Annotated in this window: 23 protein-coding genes, 1 tRNA gene and 1 pseudogene; 10 read left to right on the top strand and 15 right to left on the bottom strand. The window is 76.8% G+C overall.

Annotated features, from left to right (window positions below; translation table 11 throughout):
• Window positions 1-85: 85 nt before the first annotated feature.
• The 3 genes from LO771_RS25715 to LO771_RS25725 all read right to left on the bottom strand — a co-directional run bounded on the left by LO771_RS25715 (window position 86) and on the right by LO771_RS25725 (window position 2,973).
• Window positions 86-850: a nucleotidyltransferase family protein gene (locus tag LO771_RS25715; RefSeq protein ID WP_230746948.1), complete on the bottom strand. Its 765-nt coding sequence runs from the start codon at window positions 848-850 to the stop codon at window positions 86-88.
• A gap of 287 nt (window positions 851-1,137) precedes the next feature.
• On the bottom strand, window positions 1,138-1,587 hold the full coding sequence (locus tag LO771_RS25720) for a hypothetical protein (protein WP_230746950.1): 450 nt from the start codon (window positions 1,585-1,587) through the stop codon (window positions 1,138-1,140).
• A gap of 276 nt (window positions 1,588-1,863) precedes the next feature.
• A complete protein-coding gene (locus tag LO771_RS25725) occupies window positions 1,864-2,973 on the bottom strand; it encodes an ABC transporter ATP-binding protein (protein ID WP_230746953.1) in 1,110 nt (369 codons plus the stop codon).
• 293 nt (window positions 2,974-3,266) lie between these two features.
• Here LO771_RS25725 and LO771_RS25730 point away from each other — a divergent pair.
• A tRNA-Thr gene (locus LO771_RS25730) sits at window positions 3,267-3,340 on the top strand.
• Between the two features lie 205 nt (window positions 3,341-3,545).
• Here LO771_RS25730 and LO771_RS25735 read toward each other — a convergent pair.
• Window positions 3,546-3,986: a hypothetical protein gene (locus LO771_RS25735; protein WP_230746955.1), complete on the bottom strand. Its 441-nt coding sequence runs from the start codon at window positions 3,984-3,986 to the stop codon at window positions 3,546-3,548.
• A 63-nt stretch (window positions 3,987-4,049) separates the two neighbouring features.
• Between LO771_RS25735 and LO771_RS25740 the strand changes: the two genes are divergently transcribed.
• Window positions 4,050-4,835 (top strand): alpha/beta hydrolase, encoded by a 786-nt coding sequence (locus tag LO771_RS25740; protein ID WP_230746958.1) that lies wholly within the window; start codon window positions 4,050-4,052, stop codon window positions 4,833-4,835.
• A gap of 18 nt (window positions 4,836-4,853) precedes the next feature.
• Here LO771_RS25740 and LO771_RS25745 read toward each other — a convergent pair whose 3' ends face one another.
• The 5 genes from LO771_RS25745 to LO771_RS25765 form a co-directional block, all read right to left on the bottom strand.
• The gene (locus LO771_RS25745; protein WP_230746960.1) at window positions 4,854-5,879 is read right to left on the bottom strand and encodes a GNAT family N-acetyltransferase; all 1,026 of its coding nucleotides are present in this window, start codon (window positions 5,877-5,879) and stop codon (window positions 4,854-4,856) included.
• A 123-nt stretch (window positions 5,880-6,002) separates the two neighbouring features.
• Entirely contained in the window at window positions 6,003-8,711 is a 2,709-nt protein-coding gene (locus LO771_RS25750; RefSeq protein ID WP_230746964.1) for a bifunctional polysaccharide deacetylase/glycosyltransferase family 2 protein, read from the bottom strand.
• 106 nt (window positions 8,712-8,817) lie between these two features.
• Window positions 8,818-9,360: a hypothetical protein gene (locus tag LO771_RS25755; RefSeq protein WP_230746965.1), complete on the bottom strand. Its 543-nt coding sequence runs from the start codon at window positions 9,358-9,360 to the stop codon at window positions 8,818-8,820.
• A gap of 242 nt (window positions 9,361-9,602) precedes the next feature.
• On the bottom strand, window positions 9,603-10,514 hold the full coding sequence (locus LO771_RS25760; protein ID WP_230746966.1) for a hypothetical protein: 912 nt from the start codon (window positions 10,512-10,514) through the stop codon (window positions 9,603-9,605).
• Complete coding sequence (locus tag LO771_RS25765) at window positions 10,511-11,251, bottom strand: RNA polymerase sigma factor (RefSeq protein WP_374228246.1); 741 nt, start codon at window positions 11,249-11,251, stop codon at window positions 10,511-10,513. The genes LO771_RS25760 and LO771_RS25765 overlap by 4 nt, the downstream gene beginning before the upstream one ends.
• A 247-nt stretch (window positions 11,252-11,498) precedes the next feature.
• On the opposite strand from LO771_RS25765, the gene LO771_RS25770 reads away from it, so the two are divergent.
• The 3 genes from LO771_RS25770 (at window position 11,499) to LO771_RS25780 (ending at window position 14,965) form a co-directional block, all read left to right on the top strand.
• A complete protein-coding gene (locus tag LO771_RS25770) occupies window positions 11,499-12,908 on the top strand; it encodes a family 2B encapsulin nanocompartment shell protein (protein ID WP_230746968.1) in 1,410 nt (469 codons plus the stop codon).
• Between the two features lie 134 nt (window positions 12,909-13,042).
• Window positions 13,043-14,083 (top strand): family 2 encapsulin nanocompartment cargo protein polyprenyl transferase, encoded by a 1,041-nt coding sequence (locus LO771_RS25775; protein ID WP_230746970.1) that lies wholly within the window; start codon window positions 13,043-13,045, stop codon window positions 14,081-14,083.
• Between the two features lie 198 nt (window positions 14,084-14,281).
• Window positions 14,282-14,965: a hypothetical protein gene (locus tag LO771_RS25780; protein ID WP_230746971.1), complete on the top strand. Its 684-nt coding sequence runs from the start codon at window positions 14,282-14,284 to the stop codon at window positions 14,963-14,965.
• Window positions 14,966-15,314: 349 nt separating this feature from the next.
• Here LO771_RS25780 and LO771_RS25785 read toward each other — a convergent pair whose 3' ends face one another.
• Entirely contained in the window at window positions 15,315-15,890 is a 576-nt protein-coding gene (locus LO771_RS25785; RefSeq protein ID WP_230746972.1) for a TerD family protein, read from the bottom strand.
• Window positions 15,891-16,039: 149 nt separating this feature from the next.
• Window positions 16,040-16,525: a hypothetical protein gene (locus tag LO771_RS25790; protein ID WP_230746973.1), complete on the bottom strand. Its 486-nt coding sequence runs from the start codon at window positions 16,523-16,525 to the stop codon at window positions 16,040-16,042.
• Window positions 16,526-16,752: 227 nt separating this feature from the next.
• Between LO771_RS25790 and arfB the strand changes: the two genes are divergently transcribed.
• Window positions 16,753-17,190 (top strand): alternative ribosome rescue aminoacyl-tRNA hydrolase ArfB, encoded by a 438-nt coding sequence (arfB, locus tag LO771_RS25795; protein WP_374228247.1) that lies wholly within the window; start codon window positions 16,753-16,755, stop codon window positions 17,188-17,190.
• Between the two features lie 33 nt (window positions 17,191-17,223).
• On the opposite strand, the gene LO771_RS25800 is transcribed toward arfB, so the two are convergent.
• Window positions 17,224-17,772 carry a flavin reductase family protein gene (locus LO771_RS25800; RefSeq protein ID WP_230747032.1) on the bottom strand — a complete coding sequence of 183 codons (549 nt, stop codon included), beginning with the start codon at window positions 17,770-17,772 and terminating at the stop codon, window positions 17,224-17,226.
• A gap of 569 nt (window positions 17,773-18,341) precedes the next feature.
• Here LO771_RS25800 and LO771_RS25805 point away from each other — a divergent pair.
• On the top strand, window positions 18,342-20,135 hold the full coding sequence (locus LO771_RS25805; RefSeq protein WP_230746976.1) for a diguanylate cyclase domain-containing protein: 1,794 nt from the start codon (window positions 18,342-18,344) through the stop codon (window positions 20,133-20,135).
• Between the two features lie 408 nt (window positions 20,136-20,543).
• Window positions 20,544-21,470, top strand: a complete 927-nt coding sequence (locus LO771_RS25810) for a carbohydrate-binding protein (RefSeq protein WP_230746977.1) — start codon at window positions 20,544-20,546, stop codon at window positions 21,468-21,470.
• 51 nt (window positions 21,471-21,521) lie between these two features.
• Here LO771_RS25810 and nagA read toward each other — a convergent pair whose 3' ends face one another.
• From nagA to LO771_RS25825, 3 genes and pseudogenes are all read right to left on the bottom strand, one after another.
• The gene (gene nagA, locus LO771_RS25815) at window positions 21,522-22,721 is read right to left on the bottom strand and encodes an N-acetylglucosamine-6-phosphate deacetylase (RefSeq protein ID WP_230746978.1); all 1,200 of its coding nucleotides are present in this window, start codon (window positions 22,719-22,721) and stop codon (window positions 21,522-21,524) included.
• Window positions 22,722-22,888: 167 nt separating this feature from the next.
• A pseudogene (locus tag LO771_RS25820) lies at window positions 22,889-23,800 on the bottom strand (ROK family protein); the annotation flags it as partial.
• Between the two features lie 265 nt (window positions 23,801-24,065).
• Entirely contained in the window at window positions 24,066-24,425 is a 360-nt protein-coding gene (locus LO771_RS25825) for a cupin domain-containing protein (protein ID WP_230746980.1), read from the bottom strand.
• 117 nt (window positions 24,426-24,542) lie between these two features.
• Here LO771_RS25825 and LO771_RS25830 point away from each other — a divergent pair, with 117 nt between their 5' ends.
• Both LO771_RS25830 and otsB read left to right on the top strand, forming a co-directional pair.
• Window positions 24,543-24,776, top strand: coding sequence for a DUF3263 domain-containing protein (locus LO771_RS25830; RefSeq protein WP_230746981.1), 234 nt, complete (start codon window positions 24,543-24,545; stop codon window positions 24,774-24,776).
• A 143-nt stretch (window positions 24,777-24,919) separates the two neighbouring features.
• On the top strand, window positions 24,920-25,774 hold the full coding sequence (gene otsB, locus LO771_RS25835) for a trehalose-phosphatase (RefSeq protein WP_230746982.1): 855 nt from the start codon (window positions 24,920-24,922) through the stop codon (window positions 25,772-25,774).
• Window positions 25,775-25,792 lie beyond the last annotated feature (18 nt).

The following is a 25,792-nucleotide window of genomic DNA, read 5'->3' on the forward strand; positions in this document are numbered from 1 at the left end:
CGGCCGCACCCCCGGACCGGGGGTGCGGCCGCCGCCGCACGAGCACCGCCCGGCGGCCGGTTCCGGCCGCCGGGCGCGTACCGCCTCAGGAGGTGCCGGACCGGACGGAGGCCAGCTCCCTGGCGGCCTCGGTGAGGTCCTTCGCCGTGTCGATGGCCCGCCAGTAGCAGCCCTGCGGAAGCTGGTAGCCCGCCAGCCGCCGCTCGCGGGCGAGCTGCGGGAAGGTGGTCCGCTCGTGGTCGCCGACGTCCGGCAGCAGGGCGGTGAACCCCGGCGAGAAGACGTACAGGCCCGCGTTGATCAGGAAGGGCGACGGCGGGGCCTCGACGAAGTCCAGGACGTTGCCGAAGCGGTCCGTCTCCACGGCGCCCCACGGGATGCGGGGACGGGCCAGCGCGAGCGTCGCGAGGGCGGCCCGCTCGTGGTGGAAGGCCGCCATGTCGCGCAGGGAGAACCGGGTCCAGATGTCGCCGTTGGTCGCGTACCAGGGCTCGTCGGGCCGCGGCAGCGCCTTCGCCGCGTACTTCAGGCCGCCGCCGCGCCCCAGCGGCTCCGTCTCCACCACCGTGGTGACGTTGACGGGCAGTTCGGCCTGCTCCAGCCAGTCCTGGAGCACCTCGGCGAGGTGGCCGCAGGAGACGGCGACGTCGGTGACGCCCTCCTCCGCGAGCCACGCGATCTGGTGGCCGATGATCGGGGTGCCCGTGCCCGGGATCTCGACCAGCGGCTTGGGCCGGTCGTCGGTGTACGGGCGCAGCCGGGACCCCTGGCCGCCGGCCAGGATCACGGCCTGGGTGACGGTCGGCGAGCCGGGGTTCGCCGCGGGGGGCTGCGTGAGGTCAGCAGTCATGGGCCAACCCTAGACGCCGCCGCGCGCCGTCCGTGCGCCGACCCGGCCCGGGGTCCGGCCCGCGGTCCGGCGCCGGTCCCGCGCCCTGCGGAGAGCCGGACCGGCCGCCCGCCGGGGCCCGGAGGACGGCCCGCTGCGGGCTGCGGCGCGGTACGACGGGACGCGGCGGGGCGCGGGGCGACGAGGCGGGTGCACGGGGTGCAACTCCCGGACGCGCAGGTGCCGGTGCCACACCGTCACGGCGTGGCACCGGCACCTGGGGGCGGACGGACGGACGGGCCGGCGCCTCAGTGGCCGCCGGCCACGCCGGCGGCGAAGGAGCCGTCGCAGACCGGGCGGGCGAACGAGCGGGCCTTCCGCACGTTGCCGTGGTACTTGCGGACCGCCGCCCGGCCGAGCGCCTCGGAGAGCGCGGTGCAGTGCGGGGTGAGCGAGGGGTGCCGCCGCATGGAGCGGTCCAGCATCGCCAGGGCGGTCCCCGGGTCGTGCACCTGGAGCTCGTGCAGCAGGCTGCGCAGCAGGGCCTCCTGCGGGGCGAGCCTCTCTGCGGGGCGGTGCTCGGGGGCGGCGGAGATGCCGATGCTCCCGTCGGCGGCCGCGGCGGCGAGGACCTGCTGCTGACCGGACGACGGCGGAGCCCACGGGACGCGGGTGACGGCCAGGGTGCCGGTCGTCACCAGGACGACCGGCAGCACGAAGGCGATGGTCTTGCCGATGCGGCGTACGAGCTGCTTCACGTCCAGGATCGTAGCGACCGGTGACGTTTGGAAGACGCTGAGTAACACGGATGAGTGACCGTGAACAGGGCTTCCGCTGTGGGGAGTTGACGTCCGGGGCCCCGCCGGGGCCGGTGCGCGGGCCCGGCGGGGCTCCCGCAGTGCCCCCGCGGGGCACCGGGCGCCCGCCGCCGGCCGCCCCGCCCGCAGGGAGAGCCCCGCCCACGGGGAGGGCCCCGGCGGAGACTCGCTCCGCCGGGGCCCTCCCCGCCGCTCTGCGGGGCCTCCCGTGCGACGTCAGTCGCTGAGGCGCTTGCCGCTGCTGGTGGAGAACACGTGGGTCTCGCCGGCGACGGGGACGACGTGGATCGTCTCGCCCTTCATCGGGATCTGGCGCCCGTTCACGCGGACCACCAGGTCCTTCTCCTCGCCGCCGATCTGCGCCGAGCCGTACACGAAGCCGTCCGCGCCGAGCTCCTCGACCACGTTGACCGTGACCGCGAGGCCCTTGCCGTCCTTGGACAGGCCCTCCGGCGACACGACGGTGAGGTGCTCCGGCCGGACGCCGACGGTGACCGTGCGGTCGCCGGCGTTGGCGGCCTCGGTGACGGCCTCGCGGGAGACGTTGACGATCGCGTCGCCGAACTTCACGCCGCCGTCCACGATCGGCACCTCGACCAGGTTCATCGCCGGGGAGCCGATGAAGCCCGCGACGAAGAGGTTGGCCGGGCGGTCGTACATGTTGCGCGGGCTGTCCACCTGCTGCAGCAGGCCGTCCTTGAGCACCGCGACCCGGTCGCCCATGGTCATGGCCTCGACCTGGTCGTGGGTGACGTACACGGTGGTGATGCCGAGGCGGCGCTGGAGCGAGGCGATCTGGGTGCGGGTGGAGACGCGGAGCTTGGCGTCCAGGTTGGACAGCGGCTCGTCCATGAGGAAGACCTGGGGCTCGCGGACGATCGCCCGGCCCATCGCGACACGCTGCCGCTGGCCGCCGGAGAGCGCCTTCGGCTTGCGGTCCAGGTACTCGGTGAGGTCGAGGATCTTCGCGGCCTCCTCGACCTTCCTGCGGATGTCCGCCTTGTTCACGCCGGCGATCTTCAGGGCGAAGCCCATGTTGTCCGCGACGGTCATGTGCGGGTAGAGCGCGTAGTTCTGGAACACCATGGCGATGTCCCGGTCCTTCGGCGGCAGGTGGGTGACGTCGCGGTCGCCGATGCGGATGGCGCCGCCGTTGACGTCCTCCAGGCCGGCGAGCATGCGCAGCGAGGTCGACTTGCCGCAGCCGGACGGGCCGACCAGGACGAGGAACTCGCCGTCGGCGACCTCGAGGTCCAGCTGGTCGACGGCCGGGCGCTTGCCGCCCGGGTAGATGCGCGTCGCCTTGTCGAACGTGACAGAAGCCATGGTGGACTCCCCTTCACCGGCAGGAACGTGCCGGACGATCCGAGTAAAGGTGGGTGGCCGGAAGCGGCAGTGGTCCAGACCACTACTCAACCGGTTCACCCGAACCTACCTGGCGCCCCCGCCCTTGTCAGCACCCCGGGGGTCAGATCCGGCGTCTATCCGGTCACATTCGGGACACTTCCCGCCTATCGGCCCGATCCCTGTGCCGTCCCGTCCGATCACCGCCGAGCCCGGCCGACACCCCGGTAGACTGCCCCACGGTGCCGCCGTGGTCCGCCGCGGACGGCAACCGCGCCGCGTTAGCTCAGCTGGCCAGAGCGTCGCTCTTGTAAAGCGAGGGTCGTCGGTTCGAATCCGACACGCGGCTCGGCGCACGACCGGCACGAAGGCCCCGGACCATGATCGGTCCGGGGCCTTCGGCATCACCGGCGGGCATCAACGGGGGAGGCCGCCGGGGGACGCCGGGCCTGACATCAGCTCGAGCGGCGGCGCCTGAGCAGTTGGTCCGCCGACCGCGGTCTCGACGGTGGCGTCGCCGGAGGGCGGAGGCGTCACGTGTCCCTGGGCGCCCGTCAGTGGTCGTTCAGGTAGTAGTGCGTGGTGGTGGTGCTGGACGGGAGGCTGGGGCCCAGCCAGATCGAGATCGAGATCTCGTCGTTCTCGGGCAGGTCGTACGACCCGCCGTCCGAGGCGCTGTAGGTGCTGCACGAGCCGAGGCCGCCCGAGGCGATCCCGGTGTACCTCTGGGCGTACTCACCGGCGACCGAGGTCTCGGCCCAGACCGAGATCCTGGGCGCCAGTCCGTCGGCGGCGGTGTCGCACACCTTGATGACGTCGCCGTGCTCCTCGACGTAGACCGTGCCGCCCTGCGCCGAGTCGGCAGTCGTCCAGGTGTGGTCCCAGCTGCTGCCGTCCGGCGCGGTGCTCGCCGACGCGGACGAGGCGCCGGCGAGGCCCCCGCCCACGAGGGTGGCCGTGGCCAGGGCCAGAGCGGCGATCCTGGTGTGCTTCATGATTCCCCCTGATGCTGATGTTTCTGTCTGTTCACGATCAAGCTGTGTGGATCCAACCCTGTCATGGCTCCGCCAGTCAAGCGCGGGGCCACCGGCCCGCTCCCGGTGGTCCTCTCCATCCACGGCGCCGGCTGGGTCTTCGGCGACGAGGACACCCACGACCGCCTGGTGCGCGAGATCGCCACCGGTGCCGAGGCCGCCGTGGTCTTCCCCGTCTACGACCGGGCCCCCGAGGCGAAGTACCCCACCCGGATCGAGCAGAACCGGGCGGTGGGCCGGTGGATCACCTCGGAGGGCTCCCGGCACGGCCTGGACCCCTCCCGCATCGCGGTCTGCGGCGACTCGGTCGGCGGCACCATGGCCGCGGTGTTCGCCCTCATGGCCGAGGAGCGGGGCGGGATCGACCTGTCCGCGCAGGTCCTGCTCCACCCGGTGACCGACGCGGACTTCGACACCGCGTCCTACCAGCAGTTCGCCGAGGGGTACCACCTCACCCGCGACGCCATGCGCTGGTTCTGGGACCAGTACACCACCGACCCCGCCCAGCGCCGTGAGGCGTACGCCTCACCGCTGCGGGCCACGGCCGAGCAGCTCCGCGGCCTGCCCACCACCGTGGTCGTCACCGACGAGGCCGACGTGCTCCGCGACGAGGGCGAGGCGTACGCCGCCAGGCTCCGGGAGGCCGGGGTGAACGTCACCGCGCTCCGCGTCCTGGGCATGGTCCACGACTTCCTCATGCTCGACAGCCTCCGCGACTGCCGGGCCACCAACCTCGCCCGCCACCTGGCCGTCGACAGCCTCCGGAGCACCCTGCGCCCCGTCCGGCAGCCGTACCCCACCGCCCGCTGACCCGGGGCGTGTCCCCGCTCAGGCCTGCGGCCGGGCCTGCCCGGTGCCGGGCGGGCGGCCGCCCCCGGCGGGGAGGAGCTCCTTCTGCTGGGAGACGAAGGTGAGCTCCGCCCGGAAGCCGATCCGCTCGTAGAGGCCGAGGGCGCCGGTCGGCGAGTCGGCGTCCACACCGAGGGAGGCGGTCCGGAACCCCTCGGCCGCCGCCTTCCTGAGCACATGGACCAGCAGGGCGCCGGCCAGCCCGCGCCTGCGGGCGGTCCGGCGGGTGCCGACCAGGGCGACGTACAGGTCGCGCTGCCCGGTGGCCAGCCGGTGCCCGTCGTGCTCCTCCGCCAGCACGATGGCGAGCGGCTCGCCGCCCTCGTAGGCGATCAGGCTGACGGAGGGCCGGAAGGCGGAGCCGCCGGTGAAGTGGGCCCAGGACCCGGGGGTGGTCTCGGTGGAGCCCCAGTGGTCCCGGAAGGACTCGTTGCGCACGAGGCGCGCGTCCTCCGAGCGCTCCGGCGTGAACGGCAGGAACACGACCCCCTCCGGCACGGACGCCTCCGGCAGCGGGGCGGAGAGGTCGGCGAGGCGCATGTCGTGGAACCAGCGCGTCCGGCGGTAGCCGAGCGCCGCGAACAGGGCGTTGGACGCCTCGTGGCCGTCCAGGCAGCTGCCGGTGAGCGTCAGGGGCTTCCCGGGGAACCGCTCCTCGTGCAGGGGGACGGCGGCCGACTCGGCCCAGCGCAGCAGCCGTGTGCCCAGGCCGCGCCCCCGGTACCCGGGGTGCACGCCCCCCATCTGCCAGAACTCGTGCACGGGCTCGGCGGCCGTGCGGGCCTTCATCCAGTGGTAGGCGACCATCCGCCCGCCGTCGAAGGCGGCGAGGCTGCCGCGGGCGGGGTCGACGTACGGGTCGTCGAAGCGCTCGGCCAGTCCCTGCGCGTCGGGGTGCTCGTTCTCCCGGTCCGCCGCCTCCACCGCCTCCAGCAGCTCCAGCCACGCGGGCACGTCGGAGCGGCCGATCGGCCGCCAGGTGGGATCCGCCGCCTCAGCACTCATGGACCGGAGTCTGCGCCCGTCCTCCGGAGGGGCGCAACGCATTTCCCCGCGCGGGGCCGGGGCGCCCGGCGGGTGTGCCTGCCCGCTCCCCGGATCCGCCGAGCCGGGGAGCGGACAGGGGTCTCAGTGGCCGCCGCCCCAGGACTGCGGCGGGTTCGGCTGCCGGTGCCGCGCCCGGTCGACGGGGGCCGCGACGAAGTGGCCGGCCTCGGCCTCCCGGGCGGACCTGGCCTCCTCGTACCAGGCGTCGGCGAGCGCGGTGGGCGCGCCGGGCTGCGGTCCGCCCGGCTGCCCCGGCGCGTACTGCGCCGGGGCGTGCTGCGCCGGGGCGTGCTGCAGTGCCGGTGGGTGCGGCTCCGCGTACTGCGGCGGTACGTACCGGGGCTCCGCGTACTGCGCCGGGGAGTACTGGAGCTGCGCGTACTGCTGCGGTGCGTACCGGGGCTCGGCGTACTGCGCCGGTGCGTACCGCGGGTCCGCGTCCTGCGGCGCCGGGCGGTGCGGCGCCGGGTAACCCTGTGGCACGTGCTGCTGCGGCACGTACGGCGCGGGCACGTACGGGGCGGGCAGGCGGGGCGCGGGCGCGTGGGGGGCGGGCAGGTGGGGCGCGGCGTACCCGGCGTACTCCGGGGCCGCAGCCGCCGGGAGCCCGGACAGGGCCGGCAGGGCCGGCAGGGCCGGGGCGTCCGCGGGGCCGTCCTGCGGTGTCCCGGGGGCCGGGACCTGGAGGCTGCCGTACCGCTCCATGCGCTGCCAGCGCAGCCGGGTGCCGGCGACGGCGGTGAAGACCGACTGGATGACCACCAGGTACATCAGCTGCCGGTAGACGAACTGCTGCAGCGGCAGGCTCCACAGCGCGCCCGGCCGCTCGTGGTCCAGGTGGAAGGCGTACCGGCCCATCACCAGCTGCAGGGCCAGGAACGCCAGCCACAGCCCGGCGATGTGCAGCGGGTCGAGGAAGACCAGCCCGTAGACGGCGAAGACGTCGACGACCGGGGCGAGCAGGGGCAGCAGCACCTGGAAGAGCATCAGGTAGCCGAGCCCGCGCCGCCCGAGACGGCCCGCGGGGCCGCGCTGGACCAGCGCCCGGCGGTGCTTCCACATGGCCTGGAGGGTGCCGTAGCACCAGCGGTAGCGCTGCTTCCACAGGGCGCCGAGCGAGGCGGGGGCCTCGGTCCAGGCCTTGGCCCGCTCCTCGTAGACGACCCGCCAGCCGTCGCGGCACAGGGCCATGGTGAGGTCGGTGTCCTCGGCGAGGGTGGTGTCGCTGACGCCGCCGACGCCCAGCAGCGCCTCCCGGCGGAAGCCGCCGACGGCGCCGGGCACGGTCGGCATGCACTCGGCGAGGTCGAAGAGCCGCCGGTCGAGGTTGAAGCCGACGACGTACTCGATGTGCTGCCAGCGGCCCAGCAGCCCGCCGCGGTTGGCGACCTTGGCGTTCCCGGAGACGGCGCCGACGGCGGGGTCGGCGAACGGCTGCACCAGCATCCGGACGGCGTCCGGCTCGAAGACGGTGTCGCCGTCGACCATGACGAGGAGTTCGCAGGAGGCCGCGGCGATGCCGGTGTTGAGGGCGGCGGGCTTCCCCGCGTTCTCCTGCCGGATGACGCGCACGCCCGGCAGGCCGAGCGACTCCACCAGGTCCGCCGTGCCGTCCGTGGAGCCGTCGTCGACGACGATCACCTCCACGGGGTGGTCGGAGGCGAGCAGGGAGCGCACGGCGGCCTCGATGCCCGCGCTCTCGTTGTAGGCGGGGACGATGACGCTGACCGGCTCGGTGACCGGCGGCCCCCAGGGCTCGTCGCGCAGGCGGGCGTGCCGGCGGGCGGCCGCCACCACGGCGACGGCCCGGAGCACGCTGAGCGCCCCCGCGGCCCAGAGCAGCCAGGAGACGGCGGTGAGCATCCAGTCGCTGAGCTGCAGGGCGCGGATCAGGGCCAGCCCCTGCCAGTGGTCGCGGGCGCCGGCGGTCCGCACCGGGTCGGTGAGGCCGGCCGCGTCGCTGACGGTGGTGACGCGGAAGCCGCGGTGCTGCAGGCGGGGGAGCAGGGTGTCCAGGGCGGCCACCGTCTGCGAGCGGTCGCCGCCCGCGTCGTGCATGAGCAGGACCTGGCCGGCGGCGCCCCGGGGGGTGGAGTTCGCGATGATGCGGGCCGTGCCGGGCCGCCGCCAGTCCTCGCTGTCCAGGGTGGTGAGGACCGTGAGGTAGCCCTCGCGGCCCGCCTGGCGGACGGCCTGCCACGCGTCGTCGTCGAGCGCCTCGTTGGTGGAGGAGTACGGCGGGCGCAGCAGCGGGGTGGTGACGCCCGCGGCCCCGGCGACGGTCAGCTGGGCCTCGCGCAGCTCCAGCGAGCGGCGCCACGGGGAGGCCCCGCCCAGGTCGGGGTGGGTGAAGGTGTGCACGCCGAGCTGGTGGCCCTCCGCGGTGATCCGGCGCACCAGGTCGGGGTGGGCGGCGGCCTCGGTGCCGACCACGAAGAAGGTGGCGTGGACGTGGTGGCGGCGCAGCACGTCGAGGACGCGCGGCGTCCACGTCGGGTCCGGCCCGTCGTCGAAGGTCAGCGCGATCGTGCGGGGCCGGGGCCGGACGGTGCGGGAGCCGTCCGCCGCGACGACCGGGCCGCCGTGCAGGACCTGCGGGGGGACCTGCCCGGCGGGGCCCTGGGCGCGGGGGGCCCCGTCGGCCCTGCCGTCGAACATGTGCTGGGTGTAGCCCTGGAGCAGCAGGGCCGCCGTGAGGGTCACCAGCAGGACGCCGAGCAGCAGCCAGTGGGTGCGCAGCGGGACGTCGCGCAGGGTGCTGCGGCGGCGGCTGCGCCTGGAGTCGGTCACGGGCAGGCCCTCCACGGGCTTCTGGTGCGGGATGCGGAATGCGGGCTTCGGGGCGGCGCTGCGGGCTCGGGTGCGGGTGCGGGTGCGGGTGCTCGGGTGCGGGTGCTCAGGGGTGGGCGGGCTTGCGGGTCGCGCCGGGCGCCGTGCTGGAGCGGCCGTGGGAGGTCGGGCTCGGCGCTGCCGGTGACGGCGCCGGGGCGGCGGTGGAGGCGGCGGTGGCGGGGGCCGTCGCGGGCCGGGGGGAGGCCGCACCGGCGCGCGTCGTCGTCACGGGGACGGGCCGCGCGGACGCGGCGGCGCCCGCACCGGTGGCACCGGTCCCGGCGGGCGCGGCCGGGCGCACGGTGGCGGACCGCCGGGGAGCCCGGGTGCGCGTGGGTTCCGCGGACGGGGCCGAGTCCACGGTGGCGTGCCGGACCGGCTGCCGGGGCGGTGCGGGCAGCAGCGGGGTGTCGACGGTGGGGCCGCCGAGCACGGTGCTCGCCAGCAGGGCGACGTAGGCGGCGGCGGGGATCGCCAGGAGGCGGCCCAGGCGGCTGACGCGGCGTCTGCGGCGGCCGGAGGCGTCGACGAAGACCGGCGCTGCCGGGGGCGCGCCGTACGCGGGGCCGGCGCCGTGGGGGAGGGGCGCCGTTTCGTCGTTCACCATCGGAATCCTGCTGCTCGGCGGATCGGGGACGCCCGGGTCGGGCGGTGGTGCGGGTCGGGCCGGGCTGGTGCCGGTCGGCCGGGGCGGTGCGGGTGCTGAGGTGGGACGGGCGGCGTACGGGGGGAGTCCGCCGCCCGTCCCCGGCCCCGGAGGGCCTGGCGGCCGCCGCACCGTGGTGCGGTCCGCCTCCGGGCGGTCGCGGCAAGGGGGAGTGCCCGCGCCGCCCGGGTCCTGGGGGGTGTTCAGCCCGGTGGACCTCCCGGGCCGGCCGTGCCGTGGTCCGGGGCACCGGTCGCGGCACCGGCCGTGCGGGACGGCCGGGCGGTGTCCGCGGGCCTGCCGCCGGGGCCGTGGGTCCCCTGGCCGCCGCCGGCCCCTCCCTGGGAGGGTGCGGCCGCGCCCGGGGTGTGCCCGCTGCGGTTCGGGGTCCTGGACGGGTGGTTCCCCGGCCGCGCCTCCGGCGCCGCCGAGGGGCCGCCGGACAGGACGGCCGCGCAGTAGGCGGCGACGTTCCCGGTGCCGCCCGCCGCCCGGACCAGGCCGGCGAACGCCGGACCGCCCGGTGTCGCGCCGCCGGTACCGGCAACCGCCGCGGTCCACCTGCGGCACTGGCCCCTGCGCACGGGGTCGGCGACCTCCGCGCCCGCGGTGCGCCGCGGCTGGCCGGCGGTGCCGCCGGACGCCGGTGCGCCGCCGGACGGCCCGGCCTGCCCGCCGCCGGGGGCGGCCGTGCCGGCGCTGCCGGACGCGGACGCGGCGGGGCGGGGCCCGTCCGCGTGCCCGTCGTGCCGCAGGCCGGGGAGGTGGCCGGTCCCGGCCGCCACGGCGACGCCGCCGAGGGCGGTGGCGGCGAGTGCCGCCGCGAGGGCTCTCGCCCCGAACCGCCGCACCGGCCGCGGGAGCGCCGCGGTGCTGCGCGGGGACCGCTGCCGGGACTCCTGCGGGGACTCCTGCGGGGCGGGGTTGCGGCGGGCCTCCCGGAACGCGGCCATGGCGGCCCGCTCGCCGGGCAGTTCGCCGTCGGCCGCGGGGGCGGCAGCGGCGGCGAGCAGTCCGGCGAGGGCGTCGTGGCCGGCGTCGGGACCGGTGGGACGGCCGTCGAGCAGGTCCTCGGCGGTCCTCCGGTCCATCCTGCGGGGTCGGTGGCTCCTCATCTCATGTCCTTCAGCGTCGGCGCCTGCTTCCGTGTCACACCCGCGCGGGATTTTCTTCGGACTTTTTTCGCCGCCTCCTCCGGGGCGGGGGGTTCCGCCCGGTCGCCGGTGCCGCCCCCGGGCGTCCCCAGCAGGGCGGCGAGCCTGCGCAGCCCCCGGTGGGCGGCCGTCCGCACGGCCCCGGGGCGCTTGCCGAGCACCCGGGCGGCGGTCTCCGCGTCCAGGTCCACCACCACGCGGAGCAGGACGGCCTCGGCCTGGTCGCGCGGCAGCCGCGCGATGAGGGCGAGCGCCTCGGAGGCGGCCGCCGAGTCGAGGACCGCCCCCGCGGTGTCGTCCCGCGCGGGGAGGCCGTCCAGGTACTCGACGGGCAGGCCGGTGCGGGGGCGCCGCTGCCGGCTGCGGAGGTGGTCCAGCGCCCGGTTGCGGGCGACGGTCGCGACCCAGCCGCGGAAGCCGTCGGAGTCGCCGCGGAACCTCCCCAGGTCGCGCGCCACCTGCAGCCACGCCTCGGACGCGACGTCCTCGGCGTCCTCGCCGACCAGCGTCCGCAGGTAGCGCAGCAGCCCGGGCTGCAGGGTCCGGAACAGCGTCCGGAACGCCTCCTCGTCGCCCTCCCGGGCCGCCTCCACCGCGGCCGTGAGATCCGCCGGCTCCGGCCGCCGGGCCCCGGTCGGGTGTCTCTCCCCCGCGGCGGCGCCGGGGTCGCCTCCGCCGTTGTCCTCTGCTCTCAGCACCGCCACATGATGCGCCATCGGGGTGACGGGACCCGGGCGGGCGGTCGTCCTCCGGACCGCCCGGGGCCGGTCGGCGGGCGACGGTGACCGGAGTGCCCCGCCGAGTCCGTGAAGGGGCTTCCGTCACCTTTGACGACAGTATGGTGATCTTTCGCATGATGCACCCGTACGTGTGATGGTTTGTGGTCGATCGAGCGGTCACGATGGATGCGCAGGCCAACATCATTCGTTCCGGGGAGGGCATTGCATGTCGGTCGAGACGGCTTCGGGTGCGGCGGTTCACGACGAGCGGCCGCAGCTGAGCCTGAGTACGGCGGCGGCCAGGAACCTGGCGTCGACCACCAAGTCCGTTCCGCAGATGCAGGAGATCAGCTCCCGCTGGCTGCTGCGGATGCTGCCGTGGACGCAGGTGTCCGGCGGCACCTACCGGGTGAACCGTCGGCTGAGCTACACCGTGGGCGACGGCCGGGTGACGTTCGTGCAGACCGGCGCCCAGGTCCAGGTGGTGCCCGCCGAACTCGGCGAGCTGCCCGTCCTGCGCGGCTTCGGGGACGCCGGGGTGCTCCGCGAGCTGGCCGGGCGGTTCGAGCAGCACGAGGTCCAGCCGGGCGAGGTGCTGGCGGAGGCCGGCCGCCTGGTGGACAGGGTCGTCCTCATCGCGCACGGCAAGGTCGCCAAGTCCGGGGTCGGCGCCTACGGCGAGGAGACCGCCCTCGGGGTGCTCGCCGACGGCGACCACTTCGGCGGCCACGTGCTGGACGGCGCCGACGAGCGCTGGGCGTACACCGCCACCGCCGCCACCCCCTGCACCGTGCTGACGCTCCCGCGGGCCGAGCTCGCCGCGCTGGCCGAGCGCTCGCCGGAGCTGCGGGCCCACCTCGCGGAGGCGGCCGCCGACCGGCCCGCCCGCAACGCGTACGGCGAGTCGGCCATCGCCATGGCCGCCGGCCACCACGGCGAGGTGCAGCTGCCCGGCACCTTCGTCGACTACGAGCCGTCGCCCCGCGAGTACGAGCTGAGCGTGGCCCAGACCGTGCTGCGCGTGCACACCCGCGTCGCCGACCTCTACAACCACCCCCACGACCAGGTCGGGCAGCAGCTGCGGCTGACCGTCGAGGCGCTGCGCGAGCGGCAGGAGCACGAGCTGGTCAACAACCCGGAGTTCGGCCTCCTCCACAACGCCGACTACGGGCAGCGGATCCAGCCGCACGCGGGGCCGCCCACGCCGGACGACATGGACGAGCTGCTCTCCCGCCGCCGCGGCTCCCGCTTCTTCCTCGCCCACCCGCGCGCCATCGCCGCCTTCGGCCGGGAGTGCAGCCGCCGCGGCCTCTACCCCGGCAACGTCGAGGTGCAGGGCCAGATGGTGCCCTCCTGGCGCGGCGTGCCCATCCTGCCCTGCAACAAGATCCCGGTCAGCGAGGCCCGGACCAGCTCCGTCCTGGTGCTCCGCACCGGCGAGGACGACCAGGGCGTGATCGGCCTCCACCAGACCGGCATCCCCGACGAGTACGAGCCGGGCCTCTCGGTGCGCTTCATGGGGATCAACGACCAGGCCGTCATCTCCTACCTGGTCAGCGCCTACTACTCGGCCGCCGTCCTCGTCCCGGACGCGCTCGGCGTCCTGGAGAACGTCCAGGTCGCCCACCGCGACTGAGGCGTCCGCGGGAGCCGCGGCGGCACTCCCGCCGCGGCCCCTGCCCCTCCGCCGACACAGCGCACCCGCCACCCAACGCCGCGCCCGCGCGCGGAGACCCACCGCCGCGCCGCAGCGCGGAGAGAGGGACGGACATGGCAAGCCCCGTGCTGGACCGCGAGAGCGACGAGGCCTCGGAGGTGCTCGCCCGCACCCGGCGGGCGGTGGACCCGGCGCTGCGCGCCGCGGTGGACTCCCTGCCCGCCGCCATGCGCCGGATCGCCGCCTACCACTTCGGCTGGCAGGAGGCCGACGGCACGCCCGCCTCCGGCGACGCCGGCAAGGCCGTCCGGCCCGCCCTCGTCCTGGCCGCCGCCAGGGCCCTCGGCGGGCCGCCGGGGGCCGCGGTCACCGCGGCCGCCGCCGTCGAACTGGTCCACAACTTCACGCTGCTCCACGACGACGTCATCGACCGCGACCCCACCCGCCGCCACCGGCCCACCGCCTGGTCGGTGTTCGGCTCCGCCGACGCCGTCCTCACCGGCGACGCCCTGCACGCCCTGGCGCTGCGCCTGCTGGCCCGCGACCCCCACCCCGCCGCCGCCGAGGCCGCCGCCCGGCTCGCCGACTGCGTCGTCGAGCTCTGCGAGGGCCAGCACGCGGACTGCGCCTTCGAGCAGCGCTCCGACGTCACCCTGGAGGAGTGCCTGGCCATGGCCGAGGCCAAGACCGGCGCGCTCCTCGGCTGCGCCTGCGCCGTCGGCGCCCTGTACGCCGGGGCCGGTCCCGACGCCGCGGACGCCCTCGACGCCTTCGGCCGCCGCACCGGCCTCGCCTTCCAGCTCATCGACGACCTCATCGGGATCTGGGGCGACCCGGAGACCACCGGCAAGCCGGTCGGCGCCGACCTCGCCGCACGCAAGAAGTCGCTGCCGGTCGTCGCCGCCCTGCGGTCCGGCACCCCCGCGGCGGACGAGCTGGCCGCCTTCTACGCCGCCGGGCGGCCGCTGGGCGAGGCCGAGCTGCGCCGGGCCGCCGACGCCGTCGACCGGGCCGGGGGCCGCGACTGGGCCCAGGCCCAGGCGTGCGACCGGATGGCCGCCGCGGTGGACCACCTGGCCCGTGCCGTCCCCGACCCGGCGGACGCGGGCGACCTGCTCGTCCTCGCCGAACTGGTCACCCGCCGGAACCGCTGACCGGTCGGGGCCGCCGACCGGTCGGGGCCGCCGACCGGCAGCGGGGACCCCCGGGCCGTCGCAGCCGCCCCGTCGCCCGGGCCCCGCCGTACGCCCGCCGCGCCGCGTCGCGGGGCCGAGGCCGCCGCGTCGCGGGGCGGCACGGCGGCCGGGGCCGCTGTCCGAGCGGGTGTCCGAGGCGGCTGGCACAGTGGAGCCATGCCGGAGGAAGAGCGCGGCGCGGTGGAGCGCCTGGTCCTGGTGGACGTCGAGCTGGCGGGCCAGTTCGACCTGGTGGAAGGACGTCTGCTGGCGCCCCTGGCCGAGTCGGGGGCGGTGCCCGGCGGCCGGCCCGGTCCGGCCGCGGCGTACCCGGCGGCCGCGCCGGCCGCCGCGCTGGGGGCGCTGCGGCGGCTGCGCGGGGTCGTGTCCGAGGCGGTGGACCGCGGCCCCCGGGTGTGGGCGCCCAACGGTCGCTGGGAGCACGCCGGCCTGCGCCTGGTGCGGCTCCCGGTGGACGACGTGGACCTGCTGTACGCGGTCCTGCGGGAGCTGTCCGCGGCCCTCGCCGCCCCGGAGGCGGAGGGCGGCCCGGACGCCGGGCGTCCCCGGGGCAGCGCCGACGGCGGCAGCGGGCACGGGGGTCCGGGCCCGCTGCTGGACGAGCTGGCGGCCGCCGCGGGGGAGACCCCCGCGGCGCTGGTCGGCGCCCTGGCCAGGGTGCTGGCCGCCGTCGACCTGGTGCCGGACGCCGACACCGTGCTGCTGGCCCGCGCCCTGCGGGCGGCGGACGGCGGGGACGTGCGGCTCACCGCGGACGAGGAGGAGGCGTGGCAGCGTCTCGCCCACCGGGTGACCATGGTGCTCACCGAGTCGGTGCCGCTGCACCGCTTCCTGGGCTGAGACGGCGGAGGCCCCCGACCGGAGCTGCCCAGGCAGGGTACGCGGGGCTGCCCCTGGACAGGGCGGTCAGCCCCGCGAGCACGGGGGAGTCCGCGAGCACGGGGGAGCCGGCCGTGAGGTCGGCGTCCCGCAGCGGGTGAGCGCGACCCGGACGGGTTCCGCCGGTGCCGGCGGGTCCGGCGCTGCCGGACCGGGCACGGCTGCCCGGGGTGCGACGGCCCGGGGCGCAGCGGGCCGGGGCGTTCCGGGAACGAGGACGCCGGCCGTACCGCCGGGCGTCCGCCGGTGGGAGGCCGCACGCGGCCTCCCACCGGCGGACGGGCGGGCGTGGGCCCGCCCGGATCCCGGATCAGACGTTGACGCCGAAGTCCTGGGCGATGCCGCTCAGGCCGGAGGCGTAGCCCTGGCCGATGGCGCGGAACTTCCACTCGGCGCCGTTGCGGTAGAGCTCGCCGAAGATCATGGCGGTCTCGGTGGCGGCGTCCTCGGAGAGGTCGTAGCGGGCGATCTCGGCGCCGCCCGCGGCGTTCAGCACGCGGATGTAGGCGTTGCGGACCTGGCCGAAGCTCTGCCCGCGGTTGACCGCGTCGTAGATGGAGACGGGGAAGGTGATCCGCTCGACCTCGGGCGGCAGCGCGGACAGGTTGACGTTGATCTGCTCGTCGTCGCCCGCGCCCTCGCCGGTGCGGTTGTCGCCGGTGTGGACGACGGTGCCGTCCGGCGTCTGGCGGTTGTTGAAGAAGACGAAGTGGCCGTCGGAGACGACCTTGCCGGAGCCGTTGAGCACGATGGCGCTGGCGTCGAGGTCGAAGTCGGTCCCGGTGGTGGTGCGGACGTCCCAGCCCAGGCCGACGGTGACCGCGGTCAGACCCGGGGCCTCCTTGGTCAGCGAGACGTTGCCGCCCTTGGACAGGCTCACAGGCATGGTGGGTGGTGTCCCTTCCTCGTCGTTCCCCGGTCGCGCGGCGTCCGGGCCGTGGCGTGTGCGGCGCTGCCGCCGGACACGCTACTGCGGTCGTGCGGTGTCGAGGGGTGTAACGCGGCGGGGGGCGGGACCGGTTCCTGGGTGCCCTCTCAGACCCGGGGGAAGCGGGACTGGAGGGACCACACGGCGGGGTTGTCCGCGAGGCCGGGGTGCATGTCGACCAGGTCGGCCAGCACGTCCTGGAGGAAGTCGCGCGCCTCCCGGCGCAGGTCCGCGTGGCGCACGGCGGCGGGAGGGCCGTCCACCCAGTCCGCCCGGATCTCGACCCAGCCGAAGCGGCGGGCGAAGCGCAGCAGCTCGGCGGACTCGGTGAAGTCCAGCTCCGCGGTGCGGACGGTGGCGCTGCGGCTGCCCGCGGGGTCCCGGTCGAGCAGGTCGGCGATGTCGCAGAGAGCCCAGGCGAAGTCGAGCACCGGGACCCAGCCCCAGGCGGTGGAGAGGTCCAGGCCGTCGGCCTCCAGGTGGACGTCGCCGCAGAACAGGTCGCGCCGCAGCGTGCGGACGTCGGCGCTGCGGTAGTCGGTCTGGGGCGGGTCGGGGAAGCGGGGGGACAGCGAGTAGCCGAGGTCGATCACCCGTCCATTCTCGCGGGCGGCGGCACGGGCCGTGGCACGGGTGGACGGGCGGGGCGCCCAGCCGCCCGGCTGCCCGGCCGCTCCGGCGGTCGGCCGCACGCCCGAACGCCCGCATGCCCACACATCCGCACGCCCGACCGTCCGGGCGCCGAGTGGACCGGGGAGCCGCGTGCACCGGGCGGCCGCCGCGCGATAACCGCGTGACCGGGCGCGGCCGGCGCGGGATCATGGGGGGCATGCCTGAGCCCATCCGCGTGCGGGGTTCGGTGGTCGTCCCCGACGCCGAGCTCCAGTGGCGCTTCTCACGCTCGTCCGGTCCCGGCGGGCAGCACGTCAACACCTCCGACAGCCAGGTGGAGCTGCGCTGGGACCTCGCCGCCTCGGCCGCCCTGCCGCCGGTGCTCAAGGAGCGCGCCCTGGAGCGGCTGGCCGGACGGCTGGTGGAGGGCCGGTACGTCGTCGTGCGGGCCTCCGAGCACCGCTCGCAGTGGCGCAACCGCGAGGCGGCCGCCGCCCGGCTGGGGGCGCTGCTCGCGGAGGCGACCGCGCCGCCGCCGAAGGCGCGGCGGGCCACCCGGCCCAGCCGGGGCATGGTGGAGCGCAGGCTGGAGAACAAGCGCCGCCGCTCGGAGGTCAAGCGCGGCCGCGGCGGCTGGAGCGAGTAGACGGGCCGTGGCCGGAGCCCCGGGGGCCCCGGGTCAGCCCAGGGTGCGGTAGTCGCCGCGGAAGTACAGCAGCGGCCGGGCGTCCGGCGCGGGGACCTGCGCGGTCAGCACGCGCCCGATCAGCAGGGTGTGGTCGCCGGCGGCCACCCGCTGCTCGGTGGCGCACTCGACCGTGGCGAGCGCCCCGTCGACCAGGGGTGCGCCGCTGGCCTCGCCGCGCCGGTGGCCGGTGTCGGCGAACAGCAGCCGGTCGCTGATCCGGCCCTTCATGGCGAACCGGGAGGCGACCTTCCGGTGCCCGTCGTCCAGCACCGACACGGCCCAGCGGTCGACCCGGGAGAGCAGTTCGTCCATCCGGGAGTCCTCGCGGACCGACACCAGCACCAGCGGCGGCTCCAGGGAGACGGACAGGAACGCGGTGGCGGTCATGCCCACGTCCTCCCCGCGGGGGCCGTCCTCGGGGTCGTGGGCGGTCAGCAGCACCACGCCGGCCGCCAGCCGGGAGAGCGCGGCCCGGAACTCGTCGGGCGTGGCCTCCCGCGCGCCGGTGCGGGGTCGGGGGTCTCCCGGCTGCTGCGTCACCCCTCCAGGATGGCGGGCCTGGGGGGCCGCGGGGTCGGCGGCGGTGGCGTCCTGGGTGCTCTGCGGGGCGTTGTACACCTCTGGCACGGTAGTCGGCGGCGCTCGCCTGCCGCATCGGGCCCCGGTCGTAGGACCCCGGCCCGGGGTGCGGGGCCGCCGGACGGGACCGCCGGAGCCGGGCGCCGGAGGAGGGTGTCGGAGGGGGCCGGGAAGATCCCGTGAAGGGCCGGGGGAGACTCGGGGAAACCGGGGAGGGTACGGGTCCGAGAGTCCGTTCCTCGCTTCCGGGGGTGAACGCGGGCGGCCCGCGGGGCGGCCCGCGCGTTCAGTTCCTGGAGCCGGGCGCCGGTGGAGGGGGGGTGCGGCATCGGGGTTCCGGGGGCGCCCTGCCGGGGCGGGACGTTGCGGATGCCCGCCGGTGATGTGATTTGGGTCACAAGTGACCGCCTATCGCTGACCGAGCGTGCCGGTCGATGTGCTCCCTGTGATTCAGTTCTTCTGGCAATTGGACGATAACCATTCAAGAAGCAACCAACGCGCTAGCAGTCGAGGACTCGGGGAGACCCCGCATGGAAGCCGAGTCGGAGCCTTATGTCCGCTTGGCGACCCTTCGCACCTTGCACAGGGTCGTGGCGGACCTCAACGCTGCCCGGAGCCTGGCCGGGACCCTGCAGGCCGTCGTCGAGGGCGCGGTCAGCGGCATGGGGTTCGACGCGGCGGCCGTCAGTCTGGTGCGCCCCGACGGCGACCTCGTCATCGCGGCGGTGTGGGAGCTGCAGGAGACCGGGTGCGGCGGTCCCGGGGTGCTCCTCGGCCAGGTCGGCTCCCGCGAGTCCTGGGAGCGGCTGCTCAACGTCGGCGAGCACTGGGGCACGCTCCGCTTCGTCCCGTACGACCGCGGCTGGGCCATCGCCCCCGACATCCCCAGCTGGACCGGCGACGGCCCGATGCCGCGCGACGAGACCGACTGGCACCCCGCCGACGTGCTGCTCGCCCCCATGTACAGCCCGGGCGGGGAACTGCTCGGCGTGCTCTCGGTGGACCGGCCGCGCAACGGCAAGCGGCCGGGCGCGTGGACCCGCGAGGCCCTGGAGATGTTCTCCCTCCAGGCGTCCATCGCCATCGGCAACGCTCGTCTACGCGCGGAGATGCAGCGGGCGCTCGCCCGCCTGGAGAAGGAGCAGCAGGCCCTGCGGGCCAGCGAGGAGAGCTTCCGCCAGGCCTTCGAGTACGCCCCCAGCGGCATGGCCATCACCGAGCTCCACGGCATGCAGCGCGGCAAGCTCTCCCGCGTCAACGACGCCCTGTGCCGCCTCCTCGGCCGCCCGCGCGCCGTCCTGCGGCGGCAGAGCTTCGCCGACCTCGTCCACCCCGAGGACCGCGCCCTGCTGGACCGGACCAGCGCCGAGGGCGGCCGCGCCGAGCTGCGGCTCTCCCGGCGCGACGGCAGCTACCTCTGGGTCTGCCTGCGCAACTCCGTCGTCGCCGACGCCTCCGAGGGGCCCCGCTTCCTGCTCACCCACGTCGAGGACATCGAGGACCGCAAGCGCCACGAGCTCCAGCTCGCCCACCGGGCCAGCCACGACGCCCTCACCGGCCTGCCCAACGGCGCCGAGCTGCGCACCCGCCTCAGCCTCCGGCTCTGCACCCTCCCGCAGGGCCCCGGCGGCGCGGCGGCGTACGGGACGGCCGCCCTCGGCGGTGCGAACGTCCCCCTCGGCGACAGCCTGGGCGCCGCCCTCGGCCTGGCGCCGGGGCCCGACCTGGAGGCCGCCCTCGGCGCCGACCTGGCCGTGCACGGCTACGGCGTGCCCGACGGCTACGGCCCGCAGGTCCTGGGCTCCCCCTACGGCTACGACCACGTCCACGCGGTCGTCCCGGACGCCGCCGCCCCGGACGCGCCGCAGCCCGGCGCCCCCGCCAAGGGCCTGGCGGTCATCTTCTGCGACCTGGACGGCTTCAAGTCCATCAACGACCGCTTCGGCCACAACGCCGGCGACGCGGTGCTGGTGGAGGTCGCCCGGAGGCTGCAGCACGTGGTCCGGGAGGGCGACACGGTGGCCCGGCTCGGCGGCGACGAGTTCGTGGTGCTCGCCGACAACATCGGGCGCGACGAGGCGAAGGACCTCGCCGGCCGGCTGCGCACGGCCGTCATCCCGCCGATGCGGATCGACGGGCGGGCCATGCGGGTCGGCGTGAGCCTCGGCATCGGCTGGGCGGGCTGCGGGATGTCCATCGAGGAGGTCCTGCACACCGCCGACGAGCTGATGTACGTGGAGAAGCGCTCCCGCGGCGGCTCCTCGCGGGGCGCCCGCGGACCGCAGCACGGCGGCGGCCCGCGCTCCCACCGGCGCGCGGGCTGACGGTCCGCCACCGGGCCCCGGGGCCGCCGGTCCTCCCCGGGCCGCCCGGGGCCGGCGCGTCCGCCGTGGGCCCCGCCCCAGGGCGCGGCGGAGGGCCGCGCGCGCCCCGCGCGCGCCCTGCGCGCGGCCCCGGGCGGCGGTGCACCCGGCCGCCGTCCCGGCGCCGGACGGGCACCACGGCACCGTTCGTGCTCGTCACCCGTCCGGGGTAAGGTGCCACGGGTACGGGTGTCCTATGTCTCGACTCGCGGCCGTGCGCCGCGGACACGAATCGATCATGTGCTCAGACCTGCCGCCTCGACCGTCCGCCCTCCGGCCGCACACGTCCCCGCTTCCGGGTGAACCGTGCGGCCCCGGCGCGCGTCCTCATGGTGGCCAGGCCTACCGCAGTGGGGAGTTGACGACCGCATGACGGCCGGCAGCAATGGAGTGCCCGAGGACGACGACCCGTTCGCCTACCTCTACCGCCCGGCGGGCGGCGGCGGTGCGGGCCAGGAGGGCGTGGCCGCCAACGCGGCGACCGCCGTCCAGCAGCCAGGCGTCCCCCGCACGTCCTACGCCCACCCGACCCAGGTGGGCCGTACCCAGTACGGCCAGCGGCCGCCGCAGCAGCCCGCCTACGGCCAGACCGTGCCCCCCCAGCACACCCCCTACGCCCAGCACTCCCGGCCGCAGCCGGGCGGCGACGGCCACGGCGGCCGTGCGGCGGCGCGGGGCGGTGCGGGCGGGCGCAGCCGGGCGGTGCTCCTCGGCGCGGTCGCGGTGGCGGCCGCCGTCGCGGTCGGCGTGACCGTCGCCTTCATGGGCGGCGACGACAAGGACGCCAAGGCGGGCCCCGCGACCCAGGTCTCCCCGTCCACCGCGTCCTCCGCCCCGGCCTCGCCGAGCGGGCCGGCGTCGCCGGCCGCCTCCACCGACCCGGTGGTGGACGCCTCCGCGCTCCAGGTGCAGAACGGCGGGCAGGCGTCCGACGTCAAGGGGGCGAAGTCCTCCGACAGGAAGTACGTGGTGCTCCAGCAGGGGACCACCCTCACCTGGACCCTCCAGGCGCCCGCGGACGGCCCGCAGTCCCTCTGGGTGCACTACAGCAACGCGGCCGGCGACGCCCAGGCCGCCGTGACCGTGAACGGCAGGCCGCACACCGGCGGCATCGGCCTCAGGAACTACGCCCACCAGAAGGACGCGGCCCACTCCTGGGTCTCGTCCTACGTCTACCCGGACCTCCAGCCGGGGGCGAACACCGTGGTCATCACCTGCGACAACCCGGCCTGCGCCGGGATCCTGGTGGACCGTGTGGCGCTCACCCCCCGGTCCGTCCAGAAGTTCCCGGGCTGACGCGACGTCACAGGGCGCCCCCGGACCGCACGGTCCGGGGGCGCCGGTGCGTCAGGCCGCGCGGACCGGGGCGAGGCGGTCGGCGCCGGTGACCCAGCGGCCGCGGCGCATCACCGCGACCAGGTCGTAGGACGCGGAGTCCAGGACCACCAGGTCCGCGTACCGGCCGGCCTCCAGCGAGCCGACGTCGGCGGAGAGGCCCAGCAGGGCGGCCGGGTTGGCCGACAGCATCCGCACCGCGTCGGTGAGGGAGAACCCGGCGACGGTGACGGCCCGTCGGAAGGCGGTGTCCAGGGTGAGGGTCGACCCCGCGATGGCGCCGCCCTCGACGAGGCGGGCCACCCCGCCCGACACCTCGACCTCCAGCGGCCCCAGCGGGTAGCGCCCGTCGCCCATGCCCGCCGCACCCATGGCGTCGGTGACGAGGGCGACCCGTGAGGCGCCCGCCGCATCGGCGGCGAGCCGCAGGACGGCGGGGTGCAGGTGGACGCCGTCGTTCACCAGCTCCACCGTCACCCGCTCGTCCTCCAGCAGCGCCACCACCGGGCCCGGCTCGCGGTGGTGGATCGCGGGCATCGCGTTGAAGAGGTGCGTGGCGACGGTGGCGCCCGCGTCGACCGCCCGCAGGGTGGTGGCGTGGTCGGCGTCGGTGTGGCCGACGGCGGCGACCACGCCGAGGTCGGCGAGGAGCCGCACCGACTCCAGGCCGCCGGGCAGCTCCGGTGCGAGGGTGACCATGCGGGCGGCGCCCCGGGCGGCCTCCACCAGGCGGCGGACCACCGCCGGGTCCGGGTCGCGCAGCAGGTCCGGCCGGTGGGCGCCGCACCGGCCGCGGGCGATGAACGGCCCCTCGAAGTGGACGCCCGCCAGGACGCCGTCCTCGACCAGCTCGGAGAGGACCGCCGCCTGGCGGCAGAGCTCGTCGAGCCCCCCGGTGACGGTGCTCGCCATGGTCGTGGTGGTGCCGTGCTCCAGGTGGGTGCGGGCGGCGCGCAGCGCCTCCTCGGCGTTCCCGGAGGCGTAGGAGGCGCCGCCGCCGCCGTGGACGTGCAGGTCCACGAAGCCGGGGACCACCGTGCGGCCGGCCAGGTCCAGCGCGCCCGGCAGGGGGTCGGGGCCGGCCGGGCCGGAGGCGGTGATGCGGCCGCCCTCGACGGCCAGCACCCCGTCCTCGACGACGCCGGACGGGAGGACCAGCCGGGCGCCGGCCAGCACGGTGCGGTCGGCGCCGGGGCGGATGGGGGCGGTCACGCGGTCACCTCCGGGGTGAGCGGGTCGCGGCCGTGCGGGTCGGGCGCGGACGGGTCGGGCGCGGACGGGTCGGGGGCGGGCAGGTCCCGCGGGGGCGGTCCCTGCGCGGGCGGGCCCCCGGCGGCCGGTCCGTCGGCGGGCAGGCCGCTGTCGAGCAGGCCGTGGTCGAGCAGGTCGCGGGCGAGCAGGCCCGCGCCCAGGCACGCGGCGCCGTCCCCGAGCGCCGCCGCCACGATCACCGGCGGCACCTGGAACGTGAGCCGTTCCGCCACGGCGGCGCGCAGCGGCCCCAGCAGCGTCTCCCCGGCCCCGGCCAGCCCGCCGCCGACGATCACCGTGGACGGGTCGAGCAGGCTCTGGCAGAGGACGAGGCCGTCGGCGAGGGCGTCGACGGCGGTCCGCCAGACCTCCGCCGCCGCCGGGTCGCCGGCCTCGACGGCGCGGGCGCAGGCGGCGGCGTCGGCCGCCGGGTCGCCGCTCGCGGCCGCCCAGGCCCGGCCGATGGCGGAGGCCGACGCCAGGGTCTCCAGGCAGCCGCGCGCGCCGCAGCCGCACGGCGGTCCGCCGGGGCGCACCACCACGTGCCCGACCTCGCCCCCGTACCCGTGGGCCCCCGCCTCGATGCGGCCGCCGATGCCGATGGCCCCGGCGATGCCGGTGCCCAGCGCGACGAAGAGGAAGCGGTCGACGCCGCGGCCGGCCCCGATCCGGCCCTCGGCGAGGCCGCCGGAGCGGACGTCGTGGCCGAGGGCGACCGGCACGCCGCCGAGCCGTTCGGAGAGCAGGCGGCGCAGCGGGACGTCGCGCCAGCCGAGGTTGGCGGAGAAGACGGCGGTGCCGCTCCGCTCGTCCAGCGTGCCGGGGACCGCGACGCCGGCCGCGGCGGGCGGGCCGCCGTGGCGGGTGCGGGCCTCCTCGGCGAGGTCGGCGGCGAAGTCGAGGACGGCGGCGACCACGGCGTCGGGCCCGTGCTCCCGGCCGGTGGGGCGGCGGGCCTGGTGGAGCGGCGTGCCGTCGGCGGCGACCAGGGCCGCCTTCATGCCGGTGCCGCCCACATCGAGTGCGAGGACGTGGGTCACGGGGACAGTCTGTCCCGGTTGCCGGGCAGAGGTCTAGTCCAGTTCGGTGATTGGTCTGGTCCACGCCCGGCCGGCCGCACCCCGCCCGGACGGGTGTGCGGACCGGCATCTGGCCCGGACCGCACGGGAACGGCCCGGGGGCGGCACACGCACGGTGTGCCGCCCCCGGGCCGTCGCGGGCCGTCGCGGGGCGTCGCGGGCCCTCCCGGCCCTCGTCCGTCCGGGCCCCCGTGCCCCCGTGGCCCGGGCGGGGCCGCCCCGCCGGTCAGGGCAGGGTGACCTGGTACACCTTCCGCAGCGTCTCGTGGACGGTCCACACCGTGCGGTCCCCGGCCCGCAGCACCGCCGCGTCGCCGGGCCCCAGCTCCAGCACCGGGCCGCCCTCCACCTCCACCGTGGCGCGTCCCTCCAGCACCACGAACAGCTCGTCCGCCTCGGTGTCCGTCACCACGCCCGGCGTGATCTGCCACACGCCCCGGACCACCCTCCCGTCCGGCGACTCCCCCAGCACCCGTCCGGACACCTCGGGGCTGCCGGAGACGACCTGCCCCGGGTCCAGGGGCTCGGGCTCCAGCTCCAGGTCGGGGACGTGCACGGCGAAACTCGGCGCGGGTGCGATGCTCATGGGGAGGGAGGCCAGCCGCCGCCGGACGCCCCGGGCAGGAGCAGAGTGCGTCAGAGGCGGCGGGCAGAATGACAGGTCGTACCGCAGTTCGTGCCGTCGGACCGGGAGGAGGCCCTGATGGACGCCTCGCCCCTCAGTGACCGCGACCGCGCGGTCCTCGCCCTCGAGGCGCGCCAGTGGCGCACGCCGGGCGCCAAGGAGCAGGCCATCCGGGAGGAGCTCGGCATCTCCCCGGCCCGCTACTACCAGCTGCTGGGCGGCCTGCTGGACCGCCCCGAGGCGCTCGCCCACGCGCCGGTGCTCGTCAACCGCCTCCGCCGGATCCGCGAGTCGCGCCGCGGCCACCGCTGAGCGGCCGCCCGGCCGCCACGGCCCCAGGGGTCGCGGCGGCGGCCGGTCCGCTGCGGCGGACGTGCCGCCCCGGGCCCGGGCGGCACGCCCGGCATCCGCCGCGCCCGGGCTTGACCGCCCCCCGCGTGGGTAGTGTCGCCGACATGGGCATCCCCGAGCCGACCACCGCCGCAGGGGCGGAGGGTCTCGCCGCGCTGGCCGCGGACCCGTCGCACGCCGTCGTCGCCCTCGACTTCGACGGCACCCTGGCCCCCATCGTCCCCGACCCCGACAGCGCGCGCGCCCACCCCGGCGCCGTGCCCGCGCTGGCCCGGCTGGCCCCGCTGGTGGGCGCCGTCGCCGTCGTCACCGGCCGCCCGGCCGGCGTCGCCGTGCGGTACGGGGGCTTCGCCGGCGTGCCCGGCCTGGAGCACCTGGTCGTCCTCGGCCACTACGGGGCCGAGCGGTGGGACGCCGTCACCGGCGAGGTCCGGGCCCCCGGCGTCCACCCGGGCGTCGCCGCCGTCCGCGCCGAGCTGCCCGGGTTCCTCGACCGGATCGGCGCCTGGGAGGGCACCTGGGTGGAGGACAAGGGCCGCGCGGTCGCCGTCCACACCCGCCGCACCGAGGACCCCGACACCGCCCTGGCGCAGCTGCGCGAACCCCTGCTGCGCCTGGCCGGGGAGCACGGCCTGGTGGGCGAGCCCGGCCGCATGGTGCTGGAGCTGCGCCCGCCCGGGGTCGACAAGGGCGTGGCGCTCGGCGACTTCCTGCACGAGCGCAAGGCCCGGTCGGTGCTCTACGCGGGCGACGACCTGGGCGACCTGGCGGCCTACGCCGCCGTCGAGCAGCTGCGCGGCGAGGGCGTCCCCGGACTGCTGGTCTGCAGCGCCACCGCCGACGGCGAGGCGCCCGTCCGGGAGCTCCAGGACCGCGCCGACCTGGTCGTCCCCGGCCCGGCGGGCGTGGTCGCCCTGCTCGACGCCCTCGCGGACGTGCTGGGGGCGCCCCGCGCGTAGTCCGCACGGCCGACGGCC

This window comes from Streptacidiphilus sp. ASG 303, assembly GCF_020991365.1.
Classification (GTDB): domain Bacteria; phylum Actinomycetota; class Actinomycetes; order Streptomycetales; family Streptomycetaceae; genus Peterkaempfera.

Excerpts from the sequence above, each read along its gene's own strand:
- LO771_RS25770 (WP_230746968.1), top strand. The coding sequence starts at position 11,499 with ATGTCGGTCGAGACGGCTTCGGGTGCGGCGGTTCACGACGAGCGGCCG.
- LO771_RS25725 (WP_230746953.1), bottom strand. The coding sequence starts at position 2,973 with ATGGCTTCTGTCACGTTCGACAAGGCGACGCGCATCTACCCGGGCGGC.
- otsB (WP_230746982.1), top strand. The coding sequence starts at position 24,920 with ATGGGCATCCCCGAGCCGACCACCGCCGCAGGGGCGGAGGGTCTCGCC.
- LO771_RS25760 (WP_230746966.1), bottom strand. The coding sequence starts at position 10,514 with ATGAGGAGCCACCGACCCCGCAGGATGGACCGGAGGACCGCCGAGGAC.
- arfB (WP_374228247.1), top strand. The coding sequence starts at position 16,753 with ATGGGGGGCATGCCTGAGCCCATCCGCGTGCGGGGTTCGGTGGTCGTC.
- LO771_RS25740 (WP_230746958.1), top strand. The coding sequence starts at position 4,050 with ATGGCTCCGCCAGTCAAGCGCGGGGCCACCGGCCCGCTCCCGGTGGTC.
- LO771_RS25785 (WP_230746972.1), bottom strand. The coding sequence starts at position 15,890 with ATGCCTGTGAGCCTGTCCAAGGGCGGCAACGTCTCGCTGACCAAGGAG.
- LO771_RS25755 (WP_230746965.1), bottom strand. The coding sequence starts at position 9,360 with ATGGTGAACGACGAAACGGCGCCCCTCCCCCACGGCGCCGGCCCCGCG.
- LO771_RS25830 (WP_230746981.1), top strand. The coding sequence starts at position 24,543 with ATGGACGCCTCGCCCCTCAGTGACCGCGACCGCGCGGTCCTCGCCCTC.
- LO771_RS25805 (WP_230746976.1), top strand. The coding sequence starts at position 18,342 with ATGGAAGCCGAGTCGGAGCCTTATGTCCGCTTGGCGACCCTTCGCACC.
- LO771_RS25825 (WP_230746980.1), bottom strand. The coding sequence starts at position 24,425 with ATGAGCATCGCACCCGCGCCGAGTTTCGCCGTGCACGTCCCCGACCTG.
- LO771_RS25780 (WP_230746971.1), top strand. The coding sequence starts at position 14,282 with ATGCCGGAGGAAGAGCGCGGCGCGGTGGAGCGCCTGGTCCTGGTGGAC.
- LO771_RS25810 (WP_230746977.1), top strand. The coding sequence starts at position 20,544 with ATGACGGCCGGCAGCAATGGAGTGCCCGAGGACGACGACCCGTTCGCC.
- LO771_RS25745 (WP_230746960.1), bottom strand. The coding sequence starts at position 5,879 with ATGAGTGCTGAGGCGGCGGATCCCACCTGGCGGCCGATCGGCCGCTCC.
- LO771_RS25735 (WP_230746955.1), bottom strand. The coding sequence starts at position 3,986 with ATGAAGCACACCAGGATCGCCGCTCTGGCCCTGGCCACGGCCACCCTC.
- LO771_RS25775 (WP_230746970.1), top strand. The coding sequence starts at position 13,043 with ATGGCAAGCCCCGTGCTGGACCGCGAGAGCGACGAGGCCTCGGAGGTG.
- LO771_RS25715 (WP_230746948.1), bottom strand. The coding sequence starts at position 850 with ATGACTGCTGACCTCACGCAGCCCCCCGCGGCGAACCCCGGCTCGCCG.